This is a genomic window from Nonomuraea sp. NPDC049269 (assembly GCF_043197155.1).
Lineage (GTDB): Bacteria > Actinomycetota > Actinomycetes > Streptosporangiales > Streptosporangiaceae > Nonomuraea.
In genome coordinates this window covers 80453-102248 of record NZ_JBICSO010000012.1, presented here as the reverse complement: position 1 = coordinate 102248, position 21796 = coordinate 80453, and the positions used below count along the sequence as shown (strand labels likewise).

Genomic DNA, 21796 nt, shown 5'->3' with positions numbered 1-21796 from the left:
TCGGGGCTCCTGCGCAATAGGTCCCCAGGGAGGAGACAAGGTGAGCGCGATTCTGGAGAGCTACGCCGCCGGACGCTGGTTCCGGGCAGCGGACGACGGGGAACCCCTGCTCGACGCCGCCACGGGCGAGGAGGTCGCGCGCATCTCGAGCCGGGGCCTGGACGTCGCCGCGATGGTCCGGCACGCCCGGGACACCGGCGGACCCGCGCTGCGCTCCCTGACCTTCCACGAGCGGGCGGCCCTGCTCAAGGCGCTCGCCAAGCACCTGTCCGAGCGCAAGGAGGAGCTGTACGCACTGTCCGTACGCACCGGCGCTACCTCGCGGGACACGATGATCGACGTGGACGGCGGCATCGGCACCCTGTTCAGCTACGCGAGCAAGGGGGTCCGCGAGCTGCCGAACGACACCGTCGTCCTCGACGGCGGCCTCGAACGCCTGGGCAAGGGCGGCACCTTCGTCGGCCAGCACCTCTACACCTCCCGGCCGGGTGTCGCGGTGCAGATCAACGCCTTCAACTTCCCGGTCTGGGGCATGCTGGAGAAGCTGGCCCCGGCCTTCCTCGCCGGGCTGCCGTCGATCGTCAAGCCCGCGAGCCAGAGCGCCTACCTCACCGAACTCGCCGTCCGGCAGATCATCGAGTCGGGAATCCTGCCCGAGGGAGCGCTCCAGCTCGTCGCCGGCGGCGCGGGCGGACTGCTCGACGAGCTGACGGTGCAGGACTCCGTCGCCTTCACCGGCTCGGCGCACACCGCGGGCATCCTGCGCCGCCACCCGAACGTGCTCGACGGCGGCGTCCAGCTCGGTGTCGAGGCCGACTCGCTCAACTGCTCGATCCTCGGGCCCGACGTGCGGCCGGACGATCCGGAGTTCCACCTGTTCGTCAAGGGCGTCGTCACCGAGATGACGGTCAAGGCGGGGCAGAAGTGCACCGCCATTCGCCGGGTGCTCGTTCCCGAGACGATGGCCGGGCAGGTGACCGAGGCGCTCGCCGCGCGCCTGGCGGAGGTGACCGTCGGTGACCCGCGCGATCCGGACGTGCGGATGGGCCCGCTCGCCAGCCTTGGCCAGCGCGAGGAGGTACGCAAAGCCGTCGAGGCGCTGAGGGCGAGCGCCGAGGTGGTCTACGGCGCGTCCCTTCTCAACGGGGTCCCCGGCTCGACCTTGCTGGATGGAGACCCCGAGCGCGGCGCGTTCATGACCCCGCTCGTGCTGCGCGCCCGCCCCGGCGCCACCGAGCCGCACGACGTGGAGCCGTTCGGCCCGGTCGCCACCGTGCTCGGCTACGACGGCATCGAAGCGGCGGTCGCCCTGGCCGCCCGGGGCAAGGGCAGCCTCGTCGCCTCCGTCGTCACCCACGACCCGCAGGTCGCTCGGTCCGTCGTCCTGGGTCTGGCGCCATGGCACGGCCGGGTCCTCGTCCTGGACCGGGACGACGCCAAGGAGTCCACCGGGCACGGCTCGCCGCTGCCCGTCCTCGTCCACGGCGGCCCCGGGCGGGCCGGCGGCGGGGAGGAGCTCGGCGGCGTCCGCGGGGTCCTGCACCACATGCAGCGCACCGCCGTCCAGGGCTCCCCGGACCAGCTCACCGCGATCACCGGACGGTGGACGACGGGCGCCGCGCGTGCCGAATCCGGCGTTCACCCCTTCCGCAAATCGCTGGCGGAGCTGCGCGTGGGCGACACGATCGGCTCCGCGCCGCGGACGGTGTCGCTCGCGGACATCGAGCACTTCGCCGAGTTCACCGGAGACACCTTCTACGCGCACACCGACGCCGCGGCCGCCGCGCGGAACCCGCTGTTCGGCGGCATCGTCGCCCACGGCTACCTCGTCGTGTCCCTGGCCGCCGGGCTCTTCGTCGACCCCGCGCCAGGACCGGTCCTGGCGAACTTCGGCGTGGACGGGCTGCGCTTCCTCACCCCGGTCAAGGCCGGCGACGCCATCGACGTGACGCTGACCGTCAAGCAGATCACCCCGCGGGCCGGCGCGGACTACGGCGAGGTCCGCTGGGACGCCGTCGTGACCAACCAGGACGGCCAGGCGGTCGCCACCTACGACGTACTGACCCTCGTGGCCAAGACCTGGCCCGCGACGCCCGCCCAGGAGGCCTGACATGGACGCCGCCTCGACCACTCCGGGCGCCTCGACCGCTCCGGGCGCTTCGGCTGCTCCCGGTGCGTCGGCCTCTCCGGGCGCTTCGGCTGCTCCGCGCGCGTCGATTGCTTTCGGTGCGTCGGCCACTCCCGGTGCGCCGACCGCGCTCGCTGTCCCGGCGGCCCCGGTCGTGTTCGAGCGTGACGGGGCCGTGGCCGTACTGACGCTCAATCGCTCGGATCGCCGCAACGCGCTCGACGCCGCACTCAAGACGGCGTTGCGCCGGGCCCTCGAGGAGGTCGCGTCCGATGCCGCCGTCCGTGCCGTGCTGCTGACCGGCGCGGGGAACGCCTTCTGTGTCGGTCAGGACCTCGCCGAGCACGCGGCCGCGCTCCGTACCGACGCCGACCATGCGTTCGACACCGTCGAGGAGGACTACGCGCCGATCATCCGGCTCGTGGCCACGATGGGCAAGCCGGTCGTCGCCGCCGTCAACGGCACGTGCGTCGGCGCCGGGCTGGCCCTCGCGCTCGCCTGCGACCTGCGGGTCCTGGCCGAGGAGGCGGTTCTCGCCACGGCGTTCACCGCGATCGGGCTGACGTGCGACTCCGGGTTGTCCACGACGCTCGCGCGGGCGGTCGGTGAGGCCCGGGCCAAGGAGCTCGTCCTGCTCGGCGAGTCCTTCAGCGCCCAGCAGGCGGTCGCGTGGGGAATCTCGGGACGCGTCGTCCCCCGCGCGGACGTCCGTACGGCGGGCCGCGAGCTCGCGGCCCGGCTCGCGGCCGGGCCGACCGCCGCCTACGCCGAGTCCAAGCGGCTGATCGCGCAAGCCTGGGACCAGGACCTCGGGACGGTGCTGACGGCCGAGGCCCGCGCCCAGGCGCGCCTGGGCCGGACCGCCGACCACGCCGGAGCGGTCGAGGCGTTCCTCACCAAGCAGCAGCCCGTCTTCGAAGGGCGCTGAACTCCCGCCCCTCGGTACGGTCATCGCCCCGGCCACCTGCGTGGTGACCGGGGCGAACGGCGCACGCCGCCACTTTCCTGGACGCCCGGCTTTCCTGGACGCCCGGCTTCTCTGGACGGCTGGCTTCTCTGGACGGCTGGCTTCTCTGGACGGCCGACTTCTGTGAACGGCCGACTTCTGTGAACGTCCGGCGGGGGCTCAGCCGTGGGACGCCCGCTGTGCCGACGAGGCGCGGGCGAGGTCGACGGCGGTCCACGCCATGGCCGTGGCGCCGTCGAGGACCGCCCTGTCGGCGGCCGGGGTGACGCAGGCCGCGGTGAACTCGGGCTGATGGTTGACCGCAGGCAGGCAGTCGAGCCCCAGCATGGGATGGATGCTGGGCACGGCGTGGGAGACGTTGCCCATGTCGGTGGCCGCGCCGGCCGGGGGACCGCCGGGCAGATCCGGGAAGACCCGCCCGAGCGCCTCCGCATTGGCCCGGTACATGCCCAGCATGACCGCGTCGGGCCGCAGGTCGGCGTAGTCGGGGGCCGGCGGAGTGACCACCAGGTCGCAGCCGGTGGCCAGCGCCCCGGCCTCGAAGCAGCGCCGCACGCGTGGCTTGAGCTCGGCCAGTGCCTCCACAGTGGAGGATCGGATGATCCACCGGCCGTGGCTCACGTCGGGGATCACGTTCGCGGCCGTACCTGCCTGGGTGACGATGCCGTGGACGCGGTCATCGGCGCCCGTCTGCTGGCGCAGCAGCCCGATCGCCACCTGCGCGACGGTCATCGCGTCGGCGGCGTTGACGCCGAGCTCGGGGTACGCGCCGGCGTGGGCCGGCTTCCCCCGGTAGGAGACCTCGAACTGGGCGACCGCCGAGCCGGGCATCGCCGCCATCTCGACGGCGGCGGGGTGGACCATCATGGCGGCGTCGAGGCCCTCGAACGCGCCGCGTTCCAGCATGAGGATCTTGCCGCCGCCGCCTTCCTCCGCCGGGGTGCCGAGGACGGTCACGGTCAGCCCGAGATCGTCGGCCAGCCCGGCCAGCGCGGCTCCCGCGCCGACCGCTGCGGCGGCGATGACGTTGTGCCCGCAGGCGTGCCCGATGCCGGGCAGAGCGTCGTACTCGGCGCAGATCGCGATGTGCAGCGGACCGGTTCCCACTGTCGCGCGTACGGCCGTGGGCAGGTCGTAGCAGCCGTGCTGGACGTCGAAACCGGCGGCGCTCAGCGCGTCCGCCACCCACGTGCTCGCCAGCGTCTCCTCGAAGGCGAGCTCGGGGTGGGCGTGGATGCGATGGGACAGGTCGATCAAGCGGGCCGCCCAGGCGCCGACGGCGTCGGCGGCCTGCCGCTTGGCGCCCTGGGCCGCGGGCGTCACGCGCCCGGAGCGCCAGCGGCGCCCGGAGCGCCCGGGGTGGCCGGAGCGTCCGGGGTGGCCTGAGTGTCCGGGGTGGCCTGAGTGTCCGGGGTGGCCGGGGCGGCGGGGGCGGCGGGGGCGGCGGGGGCGACGTGGACAGAGACGGGGCGGGTGGCCGCGTCGTAGGCGGCCCGGGAGCCGGTAGCGCCCATGCCGCTGTCGCCGGCCGGCTCGTACAGCCGCTCGGGACCGCCGCCCTGCCATTGGTTCACCCACACCACGCCGGCGGGGATGCCGCGCGCCGCGATCATGTGCGCGGGGTCGTTGGTGTACACGGTGGCGGCGAGGCCGAAACGCGTTCCGGCCGCCTTCTCCAGGCCCTCCTCGAAGGAGGAGACGACGGCGACCGGGGCGAGCGGGCCGAAGGTCTCCTCGGTCATGACCAGCATGGAGTCGTCCACATCGGTCAGCACGGTGGCGGGGTAGAAGAAGCCCTTGCCCTCGGGCACGGTTCCGCCGGTGCGGACGGTCGCGCCGCGCTCGACCGCATCGTCGACGTGCCGGACCACGATGTCGCGCTGACGCCGGTCGACCAGCGGGCCCAGCACCGTGGTCGCGTCGTGCCCGTCTCCGAGGGCGAAGGTGCCGGCGACGTCCACGAGGGCGTCGATGAACTCCTCGGCGATCTCGCGGTGCACGTAGATCCGTTCCATCGAGGTGCAGATCTGGCCCGTGTTGACGAACGCGCCGAACGCGACCGCCGCGGCGGTGGCGACCGGGTCGACTCCCGCGTCGACGACCACGGGGTCCTTGCCGCCGAGTTCGAGGATCGAACGGTGCAGCAGGGCCCCGCTCTCCGCGCCGACCCGGCGCCCGGCCTCGACGGAGCCGGTGAAGTGCACGAGCCCGATCCGTTCGTCGGCGACCAGCGGCGCACCGGCCCGGGAGTCGCCGAGAACGAGGTTCACCACGCCGGCCGGCGGGTCCATCAGCTCCAGCAGCCGCACCGCCGACATCGGCGAGCGTTCGGACGGCTTGAGCACCACGGTGTCGCCCGCGGCCAGCAGCGGGCCGAGCGCCCCCAGTGCCATGGGCACCGGGAAGTTCCACGGCACGATGACCGCCGTGGCGCCGAGCGGCCGGCGCAGGATCGTGGTGCCGCCGGTGACGGTCTCCTCGAATGGGTAGTCCAGGGCCTCGGCCACCGCCGCCTTGAACCCCTGTGCCGCGCCGGCGATGAAGGTCCGGCCGAGGGTGACGGGCTTGCCCATCTCACGGCATTCGATCTCCGCCAGTTCGTCGGCGTGCTCGGTGATCGTGTCCGCCCACCGGCACAGGCGCGCCACGCGTTCGGCGACCGGTAGCGCCGCCCAGGCCGGCTGGGCCCGGACGGCCGCGTCCACGGCCTGGCGGGCGTCCTCCGGTGAGCCGCTGGGGCAGCGGGCGACGACCTCTTCGGTCGCCGGATTGATCACCTTGTGGAAGGCGTCACCACGGGAGTCCTCCCAGATGCCGCCGATCAGGTTCTGCAGGGTCTTCACGGAATGGTGCTCCTTCGCCGGATTCGGCTCAGTCGAGACGGTCGGCCATGAGCTCGCCGACCATGATCGATGCCAGGTTGGTGTTGGCCCGCGGTACGGACGGGAAGGTCGACGCGTCGACCACGCGCAGACCGTCGACCCCGAGGACACGGCAGGCCGGGTCGACGACCGCGCCGGCGTCGCCGGGCGCGCCCATCCGGCAGGTGCTGGTGCCGTGCTGGGCGTCCACCGCGGTGGTGAGGAGGTGGTCGTCGAGTTCGGCGTCGTTGTCCAGCACCGCGAACAGCCGGCTGTTACTGGTCTCGATGGAGCCGGCGACGATCGAGGCGACCTCGGGGCCGCGCGCCAGCTCCACCAAGGCGCGTACCCCCTGGCGCAGCCGCTCCAGGTCGCGGACGTCCGACAGCATCCGTTCCCGGACCTCGGGCTGGGCCTCCGGGTCGGCGGAGTTGAGAGTCAGCACACCGCGCGAGTGGTTCTGGTTCAGCCACACGCCCAGGCCGCCCGCCGGGAACCGCGTGTCGGCGGCCTCCATGGACAGCACGTTCTGGTTCAGCGAGACGAACATCATGTCGTGGGGGAGACCCCCGGGCCCGCTGGTGTAGCGGACGCAGACGTTGGTGTGGCGGTCGCCGGCCGTCTTGATGGCGGCGTCCGCGGTCAGCGGCAGCTCGACGACGACCATCGGATGGTCCTGCATGCCGAGGCCGACCGGCAGGTCCCGCCGTACCGTGATCCTCAGCCGGCGCAGGTCGGCCGCCGGGCCCACCCCCGACCGCATCAAGATCGCGGGGGAGTGGATCACGCCCGCGCTGAGCACGATCTCGTCCGCGTACTCGGTCGTCGCCGTCCCGTCCACGATGACCCGGACGCCGACGGCGCGGTCACCGGAGAAGACGACCCGGTCCACCAGCGCCTCGCCGCGTATGGTGAGGCCGGGCAGCGACCGGGCCGGTTCGAGGTAGCCGTCGTTGACCGTGACCCTGCGCCCGGCGCGCGAATTGATCGGATACGGCGAGACCCCGCTCGCCTGCGGCGCGTTCACGTCAGGAGCCCAGGAGTGGCCGGCGGCGAGCGCCCCGGCGCACAGGGCGGCGTCCACACCGCCCCACTGTTCCTGCGGCATGCGGAAGATCGGGGTCGGACCGCCCTTGCCGTGGTACGGCTCGTCCCCGAACTCCTCGTCGTCCTCCAGCTTCGCGAAGTAGGGCAGCACGTCCTGCCACGACCAGCCGGCGCAGCCCGCCGCGGCCCAGTCGTCGAAGTCCTCCATCGGCGGACGGATCGCGATCTGCCCGTTGATCGACGAACTGCCGCCCACACCCCGGCCCCGCCAGTACGGGCCCTGCGGCTGCTTGTCGGTCCGGGAGGAATGGACGCCGGCCCAGACCAGGCCCTCGGTGGCACTGGGGTCCAGCAGCGCCCGGACGGGGTTCGGCGACCGCCACGCCTCGTGCATGTGCGCTGAGCGGTAGTCGGGTCCGGCTTCCAGAAGCAGGACGCGCTTCCCCCGCTCGGCGGAGCGGGCAGCGAGCGCCGCGCCTGCGGAACCCGCACCCACGACGATGATGTCCCAGCCCGTGCCTGTCACGGCGAACCTCCTGCGTTCGGCTCAGGGAGCGGCTTCGAACATGTCCGGGCCGCTGTTAGCCGGTAGACTGCCCCCAGCAGGAAGTTCAGTCAATAGTGAAAGTTCATTTTTTTCTGAACGGATGGTGCCCCGTTGGTGCTCAGCCCCGTCGGTGACGAAGCTCGCGGCGCTGCGAATCCGCTGATCGACGACTTCGGCCTGCACATCGGCCGCGCCATGGGATGGCCGCCGATGGCGGGGCGGGCCGCGGGCGTCCTGATGCTCAGCCAGGCGCCCATGACGATGCTGGACCTGCAGAACGCCCTCGACGCGAGCAAGGGCTCGGTCTCCGAGATGACCCGCCTGCTGGTGCTCAGCGGAACCGTGCGGCGTTTCAAGGAGCCCGGCTCCCGGCAGTACGTGTACGAGTGGCGCGACGACGCCTGGATCGGCTGCCTGCAGCACCAGCTGGAGCAGACGGTCGAGCTGCTGGCGCTGGCCGAGAACGCGCAGACGCACGCGGCCGACCTCCCCGAGCCGCAGCGCGGGCGCCTGCGGGAGATGCGCGACTACTACACCTTCATGGTGCGGCACATCGAAGCGATCCTCGAGGAGTACAAGGCGGCCCGGGAGAGCTGACCGGCGCCGCTCAGCTCTCCCGTGCGGCCCACTCCGTGCCCAGACCCCGGGCCTCCTCGAAGACCAGCCAGGTGCGGGTGGCGCGGATGCCGGGGATGTCCTGGATGCGCTCCAGCACCACGTGCCTGAGCACCTCGTTGTCCGGCGTCCTGACCAGCACCAGGACGTCGTAGTCGCCGCCGACCATCGCGAAGTGCTCGACGTACGGGGTCTCGCGGAGCCGGGCCGAGACCGTGCGCCAGGAGTTCTGCTCGATGGTGACCGAAACGTACGCGCTGGTGCCCAGGCCCGCCTTGTGCGGGGCGAGTTCGGCGGTGAAACCGGTGATCACCCCGTCGTCCATCAGCCGGGTGATCCGGGCGTAGACGTTGGCGCGGGAGATGTGGACGCGCTCGGCGAGGGTGCGCATCGAGATCCGGCCGTCGCGAAGCAGTTCGGCGATGATCGCGCGGTCCACCCCGTCCAACTGGCTCGCCGAACGTCCCGGCCAGCCACCCTCAACGCCCCCATTTGCTGACAATTGGCCCCCCTCAAGTCCTGATTTAACCCATTTGTCGCTCATCATGCCTGATGTCTTGAACGAATGGCTCCAGAAGTACACGCTGTGGCTGTCAAACGTCCAGCATCAAGAGAAAGGGAGCGTTGCCATGTCTGTGAGGACGAGTCGCCAGACGGTCGACGGCCTGCTGCCCTCACCGGTGCCGGTGCGCTTCGTGGCCGAGGACGGCACGGCCGTCCAGCCGCCTGCCGGATACTCGGCGCCGGCGGACGAGCGGTTGCTGGAGGCGTACCGCCGGATGGTCCTGGGCCGCCGCTTCGACCGTCAGGCGACCGCGCTGACCAAGCAGGGCCGGCTCGCCGTCTACCCGTCCAGCCGCGGGCAGGAGGCCTGCCAGATCGCCGGCGTCCTCGCGCTGCGCGAGGACGACTGGCTGTTCCCCACCTACCGCGACTCGGTGGCCCTGGTCTCGCGCGGGCTCGACCCCGTCGAGGTGCTCACCCTGCTGCGGGGCGGCTGGCACTGCGGGTACGACCCCGCCGCCACTCGGGTCGCGCCTCAGTGCACCCCGCTGGCCACCCAGACCGTACACGCGGTGGGCATGGCCGAGGCCCTGCGCCGCAAGGGCGAGGACGGCGTCGTCATGGCCTTCATCGGCGACGGCGGCACCAGCGAGGGCGACTTCCACGAGGCGCTCAACTACGCCGCGGTCCTGCACGCCCCCGTCGTGTTCTTCGTGCAGAACAACAAGTACGCGATCTCGGTACCGCTGGCGAAGCAGAGCGCGGCTCCCGCGCTGGCGTACAAGGGGATCGGCTACGGCATCCCGTCCGAGCAGGTGGACGGCAACGACCTCGTGGCGGTGCTGTCGGTCCTGACCGCGGCCGTGGAACACGCGCGGGCGGGCGGCGGCCCCTTCCTGGTGGAGGCGCACACCTACCGCATGGACGCCCACACCAACGCCGACGACGCCACCCGGTACAGGCAAGCCGACGAGGTCGAACGGTGGCAGTCGGCCGACCCTCTCGCCCGCCTGGAGACCTACCTGAGTGGGCGCGGCCTGCTCGACCCGGAGGCCGTCGCCTCGGCGCACCAGGCCGCCGAGGAGTTCGCCGCGCGCGTCCGCGACGAGATGAACGCCGACCCCGAGACGGACCCGTTCGAGTTGTTCGACCACGTCTTCGCCGAGCCCACGCCCCAGTTGCGCGAGCAACGGGCACTGCTGGCGGCCGAGCTGACCGCCCCGGAGGACTGAGATGACCGCGATGACGATGGCGCAGGCGCTGAACGCCGCGCTGCGCGACGCACTGCGCGAAGACGAACGCGCTCTCGTCTTCGGCGAGGACGTGGGCCCGCTGGGCGGCGTCTTCCGCATCACCGACGGGCTGACCAAGGAGTTCGGCGAGGAGCGCTGCTTCGACACCCCGCTGGCCGAAGCGGGGATCGTGGGCCTCGCCGTGGGCATGGCCATGGGCGGCTTCCGTCCGGTGGTCGAGATGCAGTTCGACGCCTTCGCCTACCCGGCCTTCGAGCAGATCGTCTCCCACGTGGCCAAGCTCCGCAATCGCACGCGCGGGCGGCTGTCGCTGCCGATGGTGATCCGGATCCCGTACGCGGGCGGCATCGGTGGCGTCGAGCATCACTGCGACTCCAGCGAGGCCTACTACGCGCATACTCCGGGTCTGAAGGTCGTGACCCCCGCGACCTCCGACGACGCGTACTGGCTGCTGCGCGACGCCATCGCCGACCCCGACCCGGTGATCTTCATGGAGCCCAAGCGGCTGTACTGGTCCAAAGGCGAGACCACGCTGGGGGATCGGCGCGCCGCCGGGTTCGGGCAGGCGGCGGTGCTGCGCGAGGGGCGTGACGCGACGCTGATCGCCTACGGGCCGAGCATCCCGGTGGCGCTCCAGGCCGCCGAAGCCGCGGCCCAGGACGGCCTCGCCCTGGAGGTGGTGGACCTGCGGACGATCGTCCCGTTCGACGACGCGACCGTGGTGTCCTCGGTGCGCAAGACGGGTCGTTGTGTGGTGATCCAGGAGGCGCAGGGGTTCGCCGGGGTGGGGGCGGAGATCGCGGCGCGCGTACAGGAGCGGTGCTTCCACTCGCTGGCCGCGCCGGTGCTGCGCGTCTCGGGGTTCGACATCCCTTACCCGCCGCCGATACTCGAGCATTCGCATCTGCCGGACGTCGACCGGGTTCTGGACGCGGTCGACCGGCTCCAGTTCGGCGACGAGCCCGATGTTTTCCACCTGGCGGGGGAGGCGTCATGACGGCCACCGTTTCTCGGCAGGTGTTCCGCCTGCCCGACCTCGGCGAGGGCCTGACGGAGGCCGAGATCGTCGAATGGAAAGTCGCCGTCGGCGACACGGTCGAGATCGACCAGATCGTGGTCGAGGTCGAGACCGCCAAGGCGGCGGTGGAGGTGCCTGTTCCCTACGCGGGCACGGTGCTGATCCTGCACGCTTCGGCGGGGGCCGTCCTGTCGGTGGGCGCACCTCTCATCGAAGTCGGCCCGGGCATGGAAGTCGGTCCGGCGGGCGTGACGGTACCCGCCGCAGAGCGCGATGTGGACCCGGACGCGGCCCGTTACCGCGAAGAGGAGCGGGCCGGCTCCGGCAACGTCCTGATCGGGTACGGCACTGGCCACAGCTCCGGCACGCGCAGGCGGCGGCGCGGCGGCTCTCGGACCGGCTACCGGAAGGCTTCCGATTCAGCGCGGCAGGCATCCACGACCGCACCCCAGGTGCCCGTCTCCCAACACGCAACCGAACCGGAGCCCGCGCCCCGCGTGATCTCTCCGCTGGTCCGCAGGATCGCCCGCGAGCACGGAGTGGACCTCGCCGCCCTCAGCCCCACCGGACCTTGCGGAGTGATCCTTCGCCGCGACGTCGAGCGGGCCATCGCCGACACCGACGCCATGGACGGCGACGTCAGTGTCGGCGTAGGCGTCGGCATGGCGGCGGAGGACTCCGTGGCACCGCCCGCGCCCACGCCCACGCCCAAGTCCCTGCCCACGCCCAAGTCCCCGCCCGCGCCTGCGTCCACGCCCAAGTCCCTGTCCGCGCCCGCGTCTCCGCCCTCAGTGACCGGAACGGCATTGACCGCGGAGCGCATCCCCCTGCGCGGACTACGCCGGGCGGTGGCTGACAAACTGACCCGCAGCCGCAGCGAGATCCCCGACGCCACCACCTGGGTGGACGTCGACGCCACCGGCCTGCTCACGATCAAGGACGCACTGCGACAGGCCCGCCCGGACCTGGGCATCGGGTTGCTCGCGATCCTGGCCCGCATCTGCGTGGCCGGCCTGCGCCAGTTCCCCGAGCTGAACTCCTCGGTCGACACCGGCCGTGCCGAGATCGTCCGGCACGGCCACATCAACCTCGGCTTCGCCGCGCAGACCGATCGCGGCCTCGTCGTGCCGGTGGTCCGGGACGCGCATCTGATGACAACCGCACAACTCGCCGCCGAACTGACCCGGCTCACCGGCCTCGCCCGCTCAGGCGGGCTGCCTCCTACGGCGCTGACCGGGGGCACGTTCACGCTCAACAACTACGGCGTCTTCGGCGTGGACGGATCCACCCCGATCATCAACCACCCCGAAGCGGCACTCCTCGGCATGGGCCGCATCATCGACCGGCCCTGGGTGACCGACGGCGCGGTCGTACCCCGCAAGGTCACCCAGCTGTCCCTCACCTTCGACCACCGAGTCTGCGACGGCGGCGCCGCCGGCGGCTTCCTGCGCTACGTGGCCGACTGCGTCGAGAACCCCGCCATTCTGCTGGCCCACGTGTAGCGAAAGGACATAAGCCGAACTGGGACAGGGAGGACAGCGGCCTTTACATGCTCAAATGCCGATGAGCCGGACACGATGGCCGCACAGTTGAGCCATGTCATCGACATCCGAGGTGAGCATGGCCACAGGCCCGGGCTGGCGTAGCGCCATCTCGGCGATCGTCGCGTCGATCGCGTACTTGTGGCCGTGCAGACCTGCCGTCTTGAGCAGATCCGCGGACGCCTTAGCGGCGCCCTCGGTAACCGGCTCGACCTTGACGCGAGAGAGCACCCACTGCAGCCGAGGCATGTTCACCCGCGTGTGGCTGACCTCCACGATGGTATTGGCGCCGATCACGAGATCGGCGCCCATGGTGTGAAAACATGGAACATCGCGAGAATCTTGCGGTCCTGCGCGATCCAGGCGGAGAGTCCCCGGGAATCCAGAACAACGGTTTAGACGTGCTCGATCACACCGTGCTCGCCGAACCGCAGGGGCCCGTCTCCCCGAAAATTCTGGTGTGAGCTTCGATCAGCTCCTCGTCGGTAAACTCCCCGTGCTCCTCCTGGTGACGCACGAGTTCGGCACCGAGAAGTTGGTGCCGCAGTTGGCGTGCTACAGCCTCGGCGACAAGGGCGGGCCCGCCGTACCTCGGGCGGTAGTTTGGCACGCAGGGGATCAGGACGGGTGCGATGCGGATCGAAGCGAGCCAGGCGGAGACGGCGGGGTTGCTGGCCGCAGCGCGGGTGGGGGACCAGCAAGCGTTCGCCCGGTTGGTGGGGCCGTTGCGGGAGGAGCTGCGGGCGCACTGTTACCGGATGCTGGGGTCCATGCACGACGCGGAGGACGCTGTGCAGGACACGCTGGACCGGGCCTGGCGCAATCTGGGGCGGTTCCAGGACCGCGGGTCGATCAGGCCGTGGCTGTACAAGATCGCGACTAACCGGGCGCTGACGGTCATCGAGCGGCGGGGGCGGCGCGAGTTGCCCATCGACCTGAGTCCCGCCGGTGCGCCGGTGACGGAGGTGGTCTGGCTGGAGCCGTACCCCGATCGGCTGATGAGCTGGACGGCGGAGCTGGGCCCCGAGGAGCGCGTGGTGGCGCGGGAGAGCGTTGAGCTCGCGTTCGTCGCCGCGCTGCAGCACCTGTCGGCCCGGCAGCGGGCGGTCCTGTTGCTGCGCGAGGTGCTCGGATACCCCGCGTCCGAGACCGCCGACTTGCTGGACACCACGGTGGCGGCGGTCAACAGCGCCCTGCAGCGGGCCAGGAAGGTGCTCGACGGGCTGCTGCCCGAAACCAGCCAGCAGCGGACGCTCGGTCAGGCGCAGCGGGAGGTGGCCCGCCGGTACGCCGCAGCCTGGGAGGCCGGCGACATGGACGCCATCGTGGCCATGCTGACCGAGGACGCGAAATACTCGATGCCGCCGCTCACGGCCTGGTACCAGGGCCACGACCGCATCCGCGCCTTCCTGGCCGAGGGGCCGATGGCGCGCCGCTGGCGGTTCCTGCCGGCTCGGGCGAACGGGCAACTCGCGTTCGGCACGTACATGTGGGACGAGGAGCGGGGCGTCTACGTGCCGGCGGGCCTGGACTTGCTCGTCCTGCGCGGTACGCGGATCGCCGAGGTGGTCTCGTTTCTGGAGGCCGATTTCGCGGACTTCGATCTGCCGGTCGAGCTGGCGAGCGATGAGTTTCCGGATCGGCCCGGGTTGTAGTCCTGACGGACACATCAACCCGGAAGGACTGTAGCCATGCTCACCGACGAGGAGCAGATCCGTACGCTGATCGAGCGCTGGGCCGAGGCGGTGCACGCCGGCGACCTGGAAGGCGTCGTCGCCGACCATGCAGAGGACATCGTGATGTACGACGTGCCACCGCCCCACCAGGGCGTTCGCGGCATCGAGGCCTATCGGAAGACGTGGCCCGGCTTCTTCCGGTGGCAGGCGCAGGGGGCCCTGTTCGAGATCGAGACCCTGGACGTGACCGCTGGCGGCGACGTCGCGTACGCGTACGCGCTGCTGCGCTGCGGCACCCCTGAGGAACTGGCCGGCGAGCCGGACATCCGGCTGCGGCTGACGCTCGGCCTGCGCAAGCAGGACGACCGATGGGTCGTCGCGCACGAGCATCACTCATTCCCGATCATGGATCGGGGCGCAGCGGAGCAGGAGGTGCGCCGGGTGCACGAGCGCTGGTACGACGGCACCGCGGCGAAGGACCTGGACGGCCTGATGGCCGCCATCGCCGACGACATCGTCTCGTACGAGCACGAGACACCTCTCCAGCACGTCGGCGTGGAGGCGGTGCGGGCAGTTTGCGCGAGCGGTCTGGAGGCGGCCGGTGACGCCGTGGTCAGCCTGGACGTGCCGGACCTGAAGATCCTGGTACGCGAGGACCTCGCGGTGGCCTGGGGCCTCAACCGGGTCCGGGTGGAGCCGGCGAACGGGCAGGGCTTTGACAGCTGGTCACGGGGGACGCGGGTGTTCGAGCGGAGGGGCGGCGAGTGGATGATGGTTCACCAGCACCTGTCTGTCCCGCACGACCCGGTCAGCGGTAAGGCCAAGACCGACCTGCGCCCCTAAGGTCGGCCTACTCATCGATCGGCGTGAGGATCAAGCGGGCGTTGTCCCTCGATGGACGGGTCATCGCATATCGGGCCGCCTGGCCGCTATGGCCGTCCGGGCGGCGAAAGGCGGCAAACCGCTGCGCCAACATAGCCAGGATGAGGAGCCCGGTCATGGTGGCCATGTCCTCACCGATACATTTCCGCTTTCCCTCGCCGAACGGCAGATGAGCCGCCCGTCGCGCGTGGTCGAGCCTGCCGGCGAATCGGCCGGAGTCGAAGCCCGCCGGATCCGGCCATCGGGCTGGATCGCGGTGCGTCGCATAGGGGGCGACGATGATCTGGTCGCCCACGGCGAGCCGGTGCCTGCCAAGTCGAGTCTCCGCCTTGACGTTGCGGAAGAACATGGGGAACGCGGGATGCAGGCGCAGCGACTCCTGCAGCAGAGCCTGCGCGGTGACGAGCCGCGGAAGGTCCTCCAGCGTAGGGGTGCGGTCCGCGCAGACATCGGCCACCTCGGCCCGTAGCCGGTCCAACAGATCCCCTCGCTCGGCCATCAGGACGCACGCCCACGACAGCACGGTTGCCGTGGAGTCGAATCCCGCCATCAACAGCGTGAAGACCTGGTCTCGTACCTGCCGGTCGCTCAGGCGGTGACCGGTCTGCGGATCGGTGGCGGTCATCAGCTGCCCGAGCAGGTCCCCGGCCTCGGTGCCCTGATCCCGGCGCGAGGAGATGATTGACCTAACTCTGCCATCCAGCGCCGCGATGGCCTTTCGATAGCCGCTCGCCCCGGGTGCCCAGTGCGGGAGGAAGATTCGTCCCGCCATGCCGTCGAAGACCGGCAGGGCGAGCCGCGTGAGCTCGGCCGTATCGACTGCGTTCCCCAGCGCATGCCGCATCAACACCTCGACACTCAGCAGCTTCAGCTCGCTGAAGAGCTCTATCGGACCGCGCAGATCCCATGCGTCCATTCGGCTCCGCCAGGCATCGGCCGTCAACTCCATTACGGTGCGCAGTTCGGCTCGGCGAAAGGCGGGATTCATGATCTGGCGCAGCAGGCGCCAGGTCGCCTCATCGTTCACCGTGAATAGGCCATCCTCGCCCAGGGCATCGGCGATGATCCGATAGATGGGCCCGCCCTTGTCGAACTGCATCGCGTCGGTGACCAGGATTCGATGCAGGCACTCGGGATCGCTCACCACCCAAAACTTCCGGCGCCCCGGGATCGGCAGCCGGGCAACTCCTTCGTGTGTGAGCGCCAGCCGGGTACACAGCACGACCGGGTCTCGGCGTAGCAGCGCCGCGACCACCTCGGGCAGGGACGGCTTCGTGGGCATGCGCTGCCTCCTTGTACTCCAGGGGGGAGCTGCTGACACGCTCACCGTGAGACATGTCCGATCGGGCGTCTCGCAGGTCCAATGGCAGGCACCCTTCGTGATCAACGTCGCGTGTTGGACGCTACCGCGCGGCCGGGGATGTCAAAGCCCAATACGGCATAGCCGGTTCGTGCCAATCTCACGGCGTCGGCTTGCCGACCTCGGCACCATAGGCCACTGGAACCGCGCATCCCGTTGCCGCCTTGTCGGTGTCGGCGCGTACGTTCACCACCGAAACCACGTTCGAGATGGTGATGACCATGACCACGATCGACGAGCAGGCCGCCGTTCTCGCCCTCACCAAGGCCACCCACGACAAGCCCTGGTTCTACACCGCGCGCGTCATCCTCGACGCCGGCAGCGCTCTGGAGCTCCTCGACGGCGGCTACGCGTGCCGGGACGAGGACGACCAGGCGCACGCCGCCGCCATCGCCGCCCGCGTCGAGCCCGGCGACCTCTCCCAGGGCCGTGACCTCATCACCGACATGCGCGCCGAGGGCGTCCATCTCGTCACCGTGCTGGACGACGCCTACCCCGGCAACGCGATCTGGGCCTACGACCGCCAGCCGTTCCTGTGGACCCGCGGCCGCTTCCAGGCCGGGGACCATCGGGCGGTCGCCGTGGTCGGCGAGTACGACGTCGACCACGCGACCGCCGCAGCGCGAGCCCTGGCCGAGGCCGGGCTGACCGTCGTCGCGCCGCTGCGCACCGACCTGGACGCGGCCGTCCACCAAGCCGCGCTCGCCGCCGCCGGTGGCCGTACCAGCCGTACCCTGGCCGTCCTCGCGGGCGGCATCACCGAGCCGGCCACGGTCGGCGAGTACGCCAGTGTGGCCAAGCAGATAGCCGACTGCGGCGCGGTCGTCTCCCCGTTCTGGCCCGGCACCGCCCCCACCGACCGCACCATCACGAAGGCACGCGTCGTGACCTGCGGATTGGCCGACTGCCTGTACGTCGTCGACGGCGCCGATGGCGGGCCCGCCGCAAGCCATGTCGAGGAGGCGCTGCGGACCGGAAAGCGTGTGTTCGTGCCACAGCGGCTCCAGCAGGAACAGCCGTGGGTGGACAGGGCGGGTTCCCGGGGAGGCATGACTGGCGTCCAGGACATTGACGACCTGTGCCAGCAGGCGGTCAATCTCGTAGATATGACCCCTCGAACGCACACCTGCTGACCATGGGTGACGCCGAGGCGTTCACCCGCGAGTTCCTGCCGCTGTATCGCCCGGTTCCACCGGCACGGCCGGGCGTATGCCGGATCTGTCATTCGGGCCCGAACGACTCTGAGGCCACCGGCGGGCCCTGGGCGACCTGCGCGAGCTGCAAGCGCACCACGGAGAACCTGTACGGGCACACCGAGCACGTGGTGCCGATCTCGCTCACCGCCAAAGACACGCAGCTGTACGACATCGTGGTCCGCAAAAGAGATCCTCCGGGCAGGCGGAAGCGATCGGACTTTCTCGCCGCGACGGTGGCCTGCTTCTACCGGCGGCACGCCGACTGCCTGCAGAGCCTGGCCCACGGACCCTTCACAGTGGTGGCCACCATCCCGAGCACCCGCACCGAGCGGCCCATCGAGGCGTTCCACACCATGCCGCAGGTCGTCGGCAAGGTGGGCGCGCTGGCCCGCCTGCATCGGCCCCTCCTCCTGGAAGCCGATGACAGGCTGGCGCCGGTGTTCGCCGGCCGCCGGTCGCATCGGGAGGCGTTCCGCGTCCGAGGCGACGGCTTGGCCGGCGCACGGGTGCTGCTGGTGGATGACCTGTTCGTGTCCGGCGCTCACGTGCAGAGCGCCGCGTCCACGCTGATCGAGAACGGCGCCGTGGCGGTGGTGGCGCTCGTCGTCGCCCGGTTGATCAACCCCGCGTCCAAGGATCCGTACAGCGCCCGGATCTGGCAGGAGTCGCACGACCGGCCGTTCTCTTTCGACCGCTGCTGCGTCAGCGACCACCAAGGCGCGCAGGCCGCTACCGGCGCCGGGCGTGCCAGTTGAGGTAGGCGACGCAGCTCAGGTAGGAGCCGTACTGCGGCTCGACGGCGCGAGCGTCATAGATCGAGCGCGAGTGTGTGAACACCGCGTCGTCCCACTGCGCGACCGCCATCCAGCGCGGCGCCTGGAGGTACTGCCCAGGGGTGGTGGTGCTGCCCGTCCCGTCGACGCGCAGGTAGGCGGTCGGGGAGCCGTCCGTGCCAACAGGGGCGATCAGGTTCTTGCTGTACGTCCGCGCGAACCTGGCCATGTCCTGCCCCGTGAAGGACAGCTTGTCGCGGAAGGCCGCGGCGGCGAACTCGACGTCGATCGCGCCATGGCTGAGATCCTCGATGCTGCGGACCGGCGTGCTGGACGGGGTGTACTCCGAGACACCGTCGGTCTTGGCGAAGCCCTGGTACGTCTTGCCGAACGCGGGCCAGTACGTCCACACGTAGGCGTCGTCGGCGTCCACCGTGAGCTCGCGGGCGAACATGCGGGCCATCCGCCGGGTCCGGTCCCGGTAGAACGGGTCGCCCGTGGCCGCCGCCAGTTCGGCGTAGGTCTGGCCGAGCGCCAGGCCCTGGTTGGTGGGCTGCTCGGTGCCGTCGTAGGCGAGCGGGGTGCCCTTGTTCCAGACGAAGTAGCCGTATCCGTCGTCGGTCTGGCGCCACTCGTCGTCGTGCACGGCCGCCGCGTCCCGCGCCGCCTTCAGGTACTCGACCGCCTTGTGCCGGTACTTCGCCACGGCCAGCAGGCGAGGGGAGCGCAGGACGATCTTGGCGAACGACGCCATCGGGTAGGTGATCATCCCGGTGTGCACGGTGAAGACGACCGGCTGCGAGACGAACGGGGTCGCCCCCAGCACGGGCACCGCGTAGGGGGCGGACGGCGACGGCCGCAGGTCCTTGGCCGTCACCCGCGTCGGTGTCGGGAAGGCGTCCAGGATCCGGCGCACCGCGTAGTCCGCCGCTGACGGATCCAGCGACAGGTCGGGGAAGGTGGCGACCACGTTGGTCCGGTTGTTCTTCACCTCCAGGGTGAAGCGGCCCTCGGATGTGCCCGCCGTGACGGTGGCGACCGCGTCGTCGGCGTAGGTGAGCGAGGTGCGTACCTCCAGCAGCGGGGTGCCGTCCGCGCCTTTCAGCGTGACGGTCCCGACGGTGTACGGCGCCGCCGCCCGCCAGGCCGGCAGCGAGCGACCGCGATAGTCGGTCACCCCGCGCGCCGAGTCGCGGCCGGCCAGCACCAGGTCGATGTTGGTGATCAGCCGGTCCAGGTAGTGGGTGTCCTTGTACGCCTCGTACATGCGGATGAACCCGGCCAGGACGTACGACTGCCCCCAGGCGAGCCCGCCGGCCTCGTTGGTGTCGGTCGGCTGCCCGCTGCCGCCGCTCGCGTGGAACGTCCGGTCGAACAGGTCGAACGTCTCGCGCGCGGTGTAGTCGTAGCCCGCCGTGGCGCGGGCGGTTCCGGTGAGGGGCGCCAGGATGCCCATGGCCAGGGCGCCGGTGGTGAATTGCCTGCGGGACAGGTGCATGGCACTACCTTCCGAGGGGGGTGGGACGCGGTGTCAGCCCTTGACCGCACCGCGCATGCCTTCGAGGACGTGGCGTTGCATGAGCATGAAGAAGACGATGACCGGCAGGATCGAGATCACCGTGCCGGCGGCCAGGCTGCGGACGTCGGTGCCCGTGATGCCCGCCAGGTAGGCGATTCCCAGCGCGATGGGGTAGAGCGAGGAGTCCTTGAGCACGACCATGGGCCAGATGAAGCTGTTCCATACCGAGATGAAGCCGAAGACGCCGAGGATGGCCAGGGTGGGCCGGGCGGCGGGCAGCATGATGTGCCAGAAGATGCGCAGTTCGTGGCAGCCGTCAGTCCTGGCGGCGTCCACCACCTCGCGCGGCACTCCGGCGAAGGTCTGGCGGAGCAGGAAGATCCCGAACGCCGAGAGCACCCCGGGCAATATGACGCCCAGATAGCTGTCGGCCATCCCGAGCTGGGAGACCACCAGGAACCTGGGCAGCAGCATGACCTCGCCCGGCATGAACATCGTCGCCAGGATCGCGAAGAAGATCAGGCTCCGGCCCCGGAAGCTCATCTGGGCGAGGGGGTAGGCGCACAGCGCCGACACCAGGATGTACAGCGGCACCGTCACCCCGACCAGGAGCACGGAGTTGAGCAGGTAGCGGAGGAACGGGATGGCCGTCCACGCCTCCTGGGCCCAGGTGAGCACCGGCGGCCGGGGGATGATATCGGGCGGGAAGGAGAAGACGGCCTGTCCGGCGGGCTTGAGCGCGGCCGACAGCAGGATCAGGAAGGGGCCGACGAAGACCAGGGCGATCGCGACGAGCACCACGTACATGCCCGCGCGGCGCGCGTGGAAGGCAAGTCTGTGGGTCAACGTTCCGCCTGCTTTCCGCCGGTGAGCCGATAGTTGAGCAGGGCCATGACGATCAGCAGCACCCATAAGACGAGCCCGACGGCGCTGGCGTAGCCCATGTCGTACTTCTCGAACGCCTCGGACCAGATGTAGTAGCCGAGCATGAGCGTGGCGTCCTGCGGCCCGCCCTTCGTCATGACGAACACCGTGGTGAACGCCTGCATGGCGTCGAGCATGGCCATCGTGATCGCGACCGCGATGTAGGGCATCATCAGCGGCACCGTGATGCTCCGCATGCGCCGCCAGGTGCCCGCCCCGTCGACCCGCGCGGCCTCGTACAGGCTGGCGGGGATCGTCTGGAGGCCGGCGAGGTAGATCATCATGTAGACGCCCATGCTCTTCCAGCCCTCCACCAGGATGAGCGCGGGCAGCGCCCAGGTGGGGTCGAGGAGGAACTGGACGGGCTCGTCGAGCAGGCCGAAGCCGGTGAGCAGCCAGTTGAGGACGCCCTGCTGGTGGAAGACGTAGTTCCAGGCCACCGCCACCGCGACCATCGAGGTCACGACGGGCAGGTAGTACAGCATCCGGAACGTCTTGATCCCCGGCAGCTTCTGGTTGACCAGCGCGGCCAGCGGCAGCGGCAGCACGACCAGCAGCGGGAACAGCCCGAGCAGGAACAGCAGCGAGTTGCGCAGCGCCGTCCAGAACCGGGTGTCGCCGAGGATCCTGACGAAGTTGTCCACGCCGGCGAAGACGGGCGGGCTCACCCCGTCGTAGTCGGTGAAGGAGAGCTGGAGGGCGGTGAACGCCGGCCAGGCGAAGAAGACGCCGAACAGCACGAGGGCCGGGATCGGAAAGAGGTACGGCGTGTACCAGCGCTGTCCTGGGATCCGGCTGATGGCCATCGGCATCACATCCAATTGTGCTGGCCGAAGTAGGGATAAAAACTGGCCAGAATTTGGGCGGAGCTTATAGACAACGCCCGAAAGCCGTCAAGGTCCAAGACTTGACGGCGCAAGCAGCGGACTGCCATGGTGCCGAAAGAAGCATTAAGGACGGCCATAAGAGCCAGGAGGTCCCGCGG

General features: G+C 70.5%; 21 protein-coding genes. 11 read left to right on the top strand and 10 right to left on the bottom strand.

The genetic code is table 11. The features are described from left to right. Positions 1 to 40 precede the first annotated feature (40 nt). Positions 41 to 2110, top strand: coding sequence for a phenylacetic acid degradation bifunctional protein PaaZ (gene paaZ / locus ACGFNP_RS52605; RefSeq protein WP_393331394.1), 2070 nt, complete (start codon positions 41 to 43; stop codon positions 2108 to 2110). A 1-nt stretch (position 2111) separates the two neighbouring features. Further along, on the top strand, positions 2112 to 3056 hold the full coding sequence (locus ACGFNP_RS52600; protein WP_393331390.1) for an enoyl-CoA hydratase/isomerase family protein: 945 nt from the start codon (positions 2112 to 2114) through the stop codon (positions 3054 to 3056). A 198-nt stretch (positions 3057 to 3254) separates the two neighbouring features. Here ACGFNP_RS52600 and ACGFNP_RS52595 read toward each other — a convergent pair whose 3' ends face one another. From ACGFNP_RS52595 to ACGFNP_RS52585, 3 genes are read right to left on the bottom strand one after another with little or no spacing between them, the layout of a single operon-like run. Next, entirely contained in the window at positions 3255 to 4418 is a 1164-nt protein-coding gene (locus ACGFNP_RS52595; protein WP_393331386.1) for a M20 family metallopeptidase, read from the bottom strand. After that, entirely contained in the window at positions 4415 to 5938 is a 1524-nt protein-coding gene (locus ACGFNP_RS52590; RefSeq protein WP_393331383.1) for an aldehyde dehydrogenase family protein, read from the bottom strand. Before ACGFNP_RS52590 ends, ACGFNP_RS52595 begins: the two co-directional genes overlap by 4 nt. 28 nt (positions 5939 to 5966) lie before the next feature. Further along, positions 5967 to 7529, bottom strand: a complete 1563-nt coding sequence (locus tag ACGFNP_RS52585; protein ID WP_393331380.1) for a GMC family oxidoreductase — start codon at positions 7527 to 7529, stop codon at positions 5967 to 5969. Positions 7530 to 7664: 135 nt separating this feature from the next. Between ACGFNP_RS52585 and ACGFNP_RS52580 the strand changes: the two genes are divergently transcribed. After that, positions 7665 to 8147 carry a hypothetical protein gene (locus ACGFNP_RS52580; RefSeq protein WP_358321061.1) on the top strand — a complete coding sequence of 161 codons (483 nt, stop codon included), beginning with the start codon at positions 7665 to 7667 and terminating at the stop codon, positions 8145 to 8147. Positions 8148 to 8157: 10 nt separating this feature from the next. Here ACGFNP_RS52580 and ACGFNP_RS52575 read toward each other — a convergent pair whose 3' ends face one another. Continuing rightward, complete coding sequence (locus tag ACGFNP_RS52575) at positions 8158 to 8667, bottom strand: Lrp/AsnC family transcriptional regulator (RefSeq protein WP_358321056.1); 510 nt, start codon at positions 8665 to 8667, stop codon at positions 8158 to 8160. Between the two features lie 127 nt (positions 8668 to 8794). Here ACGFNP_RS52575 and pdhA point away from each other — a divergent pair, with 127 nt between their 5' ends. The 3 genes from pdhA to ACGFNP_RS52560 are packed head-to-tail and all read left to right on the top strand — an operon-like array spanning position 8795 to position 12442. Beyond that, complete coding sequence (pdhA, locus tag ACGFNP_RS52570) at positions 8795 to 9901, top strand: pyruvate dehydrogenase (acetyl-transferring) E1 component subunit alpha (protein ID WP_358321053.1); 1107 nt, start codon at positions 8795 to 8797, stop codon at positions 9899 to 9901. A 1-nt stretch (position 9902) separates the two neighbouring features. After that, positions 9903 to 10919, top strand: a complete 1017-nt coding sequence (locus ACGFNP_RS52565) for an alpha-ketoacid dehydrogenase subunit beta (protein ID WP_358321050.1) — start codon at positions 9903 to 9905, stop codon at positions 10917 to 10919. Continuing rightward, on the top strand, positions 10916 to 12442 hold the full coding sequence (locus ACGFNP_RS52560) for a dihydrolipoamide acetyltransferase family protein (RefSeq protein ID WP_393331375.1): 1527 nt from the start codon (positions 10916 to 10918) through the stop codon (positions 12440 to 12442). The genes ACGFNP_RS52565 and ACGFNP_RS52560 overlap by 4 nt, the downstream gene beginning before the upstream one ends. 51 nt (positions 12443 to 12493) lie before the next feature. Here ACGFNP_RS52560 and ACGFNP_RS52555 read toward each other — a convergent pair whose 3' ends face one another. Further along, positions 12494 to 12793, bottom strand: coding sequence for a DNA-binding protein (locus ACGFNP_RS52555; RefSeq protein ID WP_393331372.1), 300 nt, complete (start codon positions 12791 to 12793; stop codon positions 12494 to 12496). Between the two features lie 11 nt (positions 12794 to 12804). Between ACGFNP_RS52555 and ACGFNP_RS52550 the strand changes: the two genes are divergently transcribed. The 3 genes from ACGFNP_RS52550 (at position 12805) to ACGFNP_RS52540 (ending at position 15000) form a co-directional block, all read left to right on the top strand. After that, entirely contained in the window at positions 12805 to 12945 is a 141-nt protein-coding gene (locus ACGFNP_RS52550; protein ID WP_358321043.1) for a hypothetical protein, read from the top strand. 168 nt (positions 12946 to 13113) lie between these two features. Next, positions 13114 to 14136 carry a sigma-70 family RNA polymerase sigma factor gene (locus ACGFNP_RS52545; RefSeq protein WP_358321040.1) on the top strand — a complete coding sequence of 341 codons (1023 nt, stop codon included), beginning with the start codon at positions 13114 to 13116 and terminating at the stop codon, positions 14134 to 14136. Positions 14137 to 14172: 36 nt separating this feature from the next. Beyond that, positions 14173 to 15000 (top strand): YybH family protein, encoded by an 828-nt coding sequence (locus ACGFNP_RS52540; protein WP_393331367.1) that lies wholly within the window; start codon positions 14173 to 14175, stop codon positions 14998 to 15000. Positions 15001 to 15007: 7 nt separating this feature from the next. Here ACGFNP_RS52540 and ACGFNP_RS52535 read toward each other — a convergent pair whose 3' ends face one another. Beyond that, complete coding sequence (locus tag ACGFNP_RS52535; protein ID WP_393331364.1) at positions 15008 to 16321, bottom strand: cytochrome P450; 1314 nt, start codon at positions 16319 to 16321, stop codon at positions 15008 to 15010. Positions 16322 to 16499: 178 nt separating this feature from the next. After that, positions 16500 to 16622 (bottom strand): hypothetical protein, encoded by a 123-nt coding sequence (locus tag ACGFNP_RS52530; protein WP_358321032.1) that lies wholly within the window; start codon positions 16620 to 16622, stop codon positions 16500 to 16502. On the opposite strand from ACGFNP_RS52530, the gene ACGFNP_RS52525 reads away from it, so the two are divergent. Together ACGFNP_RS52525 and ACGFNP_RS52520 are read left to right on the top strand one after the other, a co-directional pair. Further along, positions 16621 to 17532 (top strand): DNA-processing protein DprA, encoded by a 912-nt coding sequence (locus tag ACGFNP_RS52525; protein ID WP_393331360.1) that lies wholly within the window; start codon positions 16621 to 16623, stop codon positions 17530 to 17532. The two genes, ACGFNP_RS52530 and ACGFNP_RS52525, sit on opposite strands and share 2 nt — an antisense overlap. 2 nt (positions 17533 to 17534) lie before the next feature. Continuing rightward, entirely contained in the window at positions 17535 to 18350 is an 816-nt protein-coding gene (locus tag ACGFNP_RS52520) for a hypothetical protein (protein WP_393331357.1), read from the top strand. Here the strand turns inward: ACGFNP_RS52520 and ACGFNP_RS52515 are convergent. From ACGFNP_RS52515 to ACGFNP_RS52505, 3 genes are read right to left on the bottom strand one after another with little or no spacing between them, the layout of a single operon-like run. Then, positions 18325 to 19866 carry a hypothetical protein gene (locus ACGFNP_RS52515; RefSeq protein WP_358321024.1) on the bottom strand — a complete coding sequence of 514 codons (1542 nt, stop codon included), beginning with the start codon at positions 19864 to 19866 and terminating at the stop codon, positions 18325 to 18327. The genes ACGFNP_RS52520 and ACGFNP_RS52515 overlap by 26 nt on opposite strands. Positions 19867 to 19899: 33 nt before the next feature. Further along, positions 19900 to 20733 (bottom strand): carbohydrate ABC transporter permease, encoded by an 834-nt coding sequence (locus ACGFNP_RS52510; RefSeq protein ID WP_358321021.1) that lies wholly within the window; start codon positions 20731 to 20733, stop codon positions 19900 to 19902. After that, positions 20730 to 21623, bottom strand: coding sequence for a carbohydrate ABC transporter permease (locus ACGFNP_RS52505; RefSeq protein WP_219539685.1), 894 nt, complete (start codon positions 21621 to 21623; stop codon positions 20730 to 20732). The genes ACGFNP_RS52510 and ACGFNP_RS52505 overlap by 4 nt, the downstream gene beginning before the upstream one ends. Positions 21624 to 21796 lie beyond the last annotated feature (173 nt).

Excerpts from the sequence above, each read along its gene's own strand:
- ACGFNP_RS52600 (WP_393331390.1), top strand. The coding sequence starts at position 2,112 with ATGGACGCCGCCTCGACCACTCCGGGCGCCTCGACCGCTCCGGGCGCT.
- pdhA (WP_358321053.1), top strand. The coding sequence starts at position 8,795 with ATGTCTGTGAGGACGAGTCGCCAGACGGTCGACGGCCTGCTGCCCTCA.
- ACGFNP_RS52565 (WP_358321050.1), top strand. The coding sequence starts at position 9,903 with ATGACCGCGATGACGATGGCGCAGGCGCTGAACGCCGCGCTGCGCGAC.
- ACGFNP_RS52560 (WP_393331375.1), top strand. The coding sequence starts at position 10,916 with ATGACGGCCACCGTTTCTCGGCAGGTGTTCCGCCTGCCCGACCTCGGC.
- ACGFNP_RS52555 (WP_393331372.1), bottom strand. The coding sequence starts at position 12,793 with ATGGGCGCCGATCTCGTGATCGGCGCCAATACCATCGTGGAGGTCAGC.
- ACGFNP_RS52550 (WP_358321043.1), top strand. The coding sequence starts at position 12,805 with ATGGAACATCGCGAGAATCTTGCGGTCCTGCGCGATCCAGGCGGAGAG.
- ACGFNP_RS52545 (WP_358321040.1), top strand. The coding sequence starts at position 13,114 with ATGCGGATCGAAGCGAGCCAGGCGGAGACGGCGGGGTTGCTGGCCGCA.
- ACGFNP_RS52540 (WP_393331367.1), top strand. The coding sequence starts at position 14,173 with ATGCTCACCGACGAGGAGCAGATCCGTACGCTGATCGAGCGCTGGGCC.
- ACGFNP_RS52535 (WP_393331364.1), bottom strand. The coding sequence starts at position 16,321 with ATGCCCACGAAGCCGTCCCTGCCCGAGGTGGTCGCGGCGCTGCTACGC.
- ACGFNP_RS52525 (WP_393331360.1), top strand. The coding sequence starts at position 16,621 with ATGACCACGATCGACGAGCAGGCCGCCGTTCTCGCCCTCACCAAGGCC.
- ACGFNP_RS52530 (WP_358321032.1), bottom strand. The coding sequence starts at position 16,622 with ATGGTCATCACCATCTCGAACGTGGTTTCGGTGGTGAACGTACGCGCC.
- ACGFNP_RS52520 (WP_393331357.1), top strand. The coding sequence starts at position 17,535 with ATGGGTGACGCCGAGGCGTTCACCCGCGAGTTCCTGCCGCTGTATCGC.
- ACGFNP_RS52515 (WP_358321024.1), bottom strand. The coding sequence starts at position 19,866 with ATGCACCTGTCCCGCAGGCAATTCACCACCGGCGCCCTGGCCATGGGC.
- ACGFNP_RS52505 (WP_219539685.1), bottom strand. The coding sequence starts at position 21,623 with ATGCCGATGGCCATCAGCCGGATCCCAGGACAGCGCTGGTACACGCCG.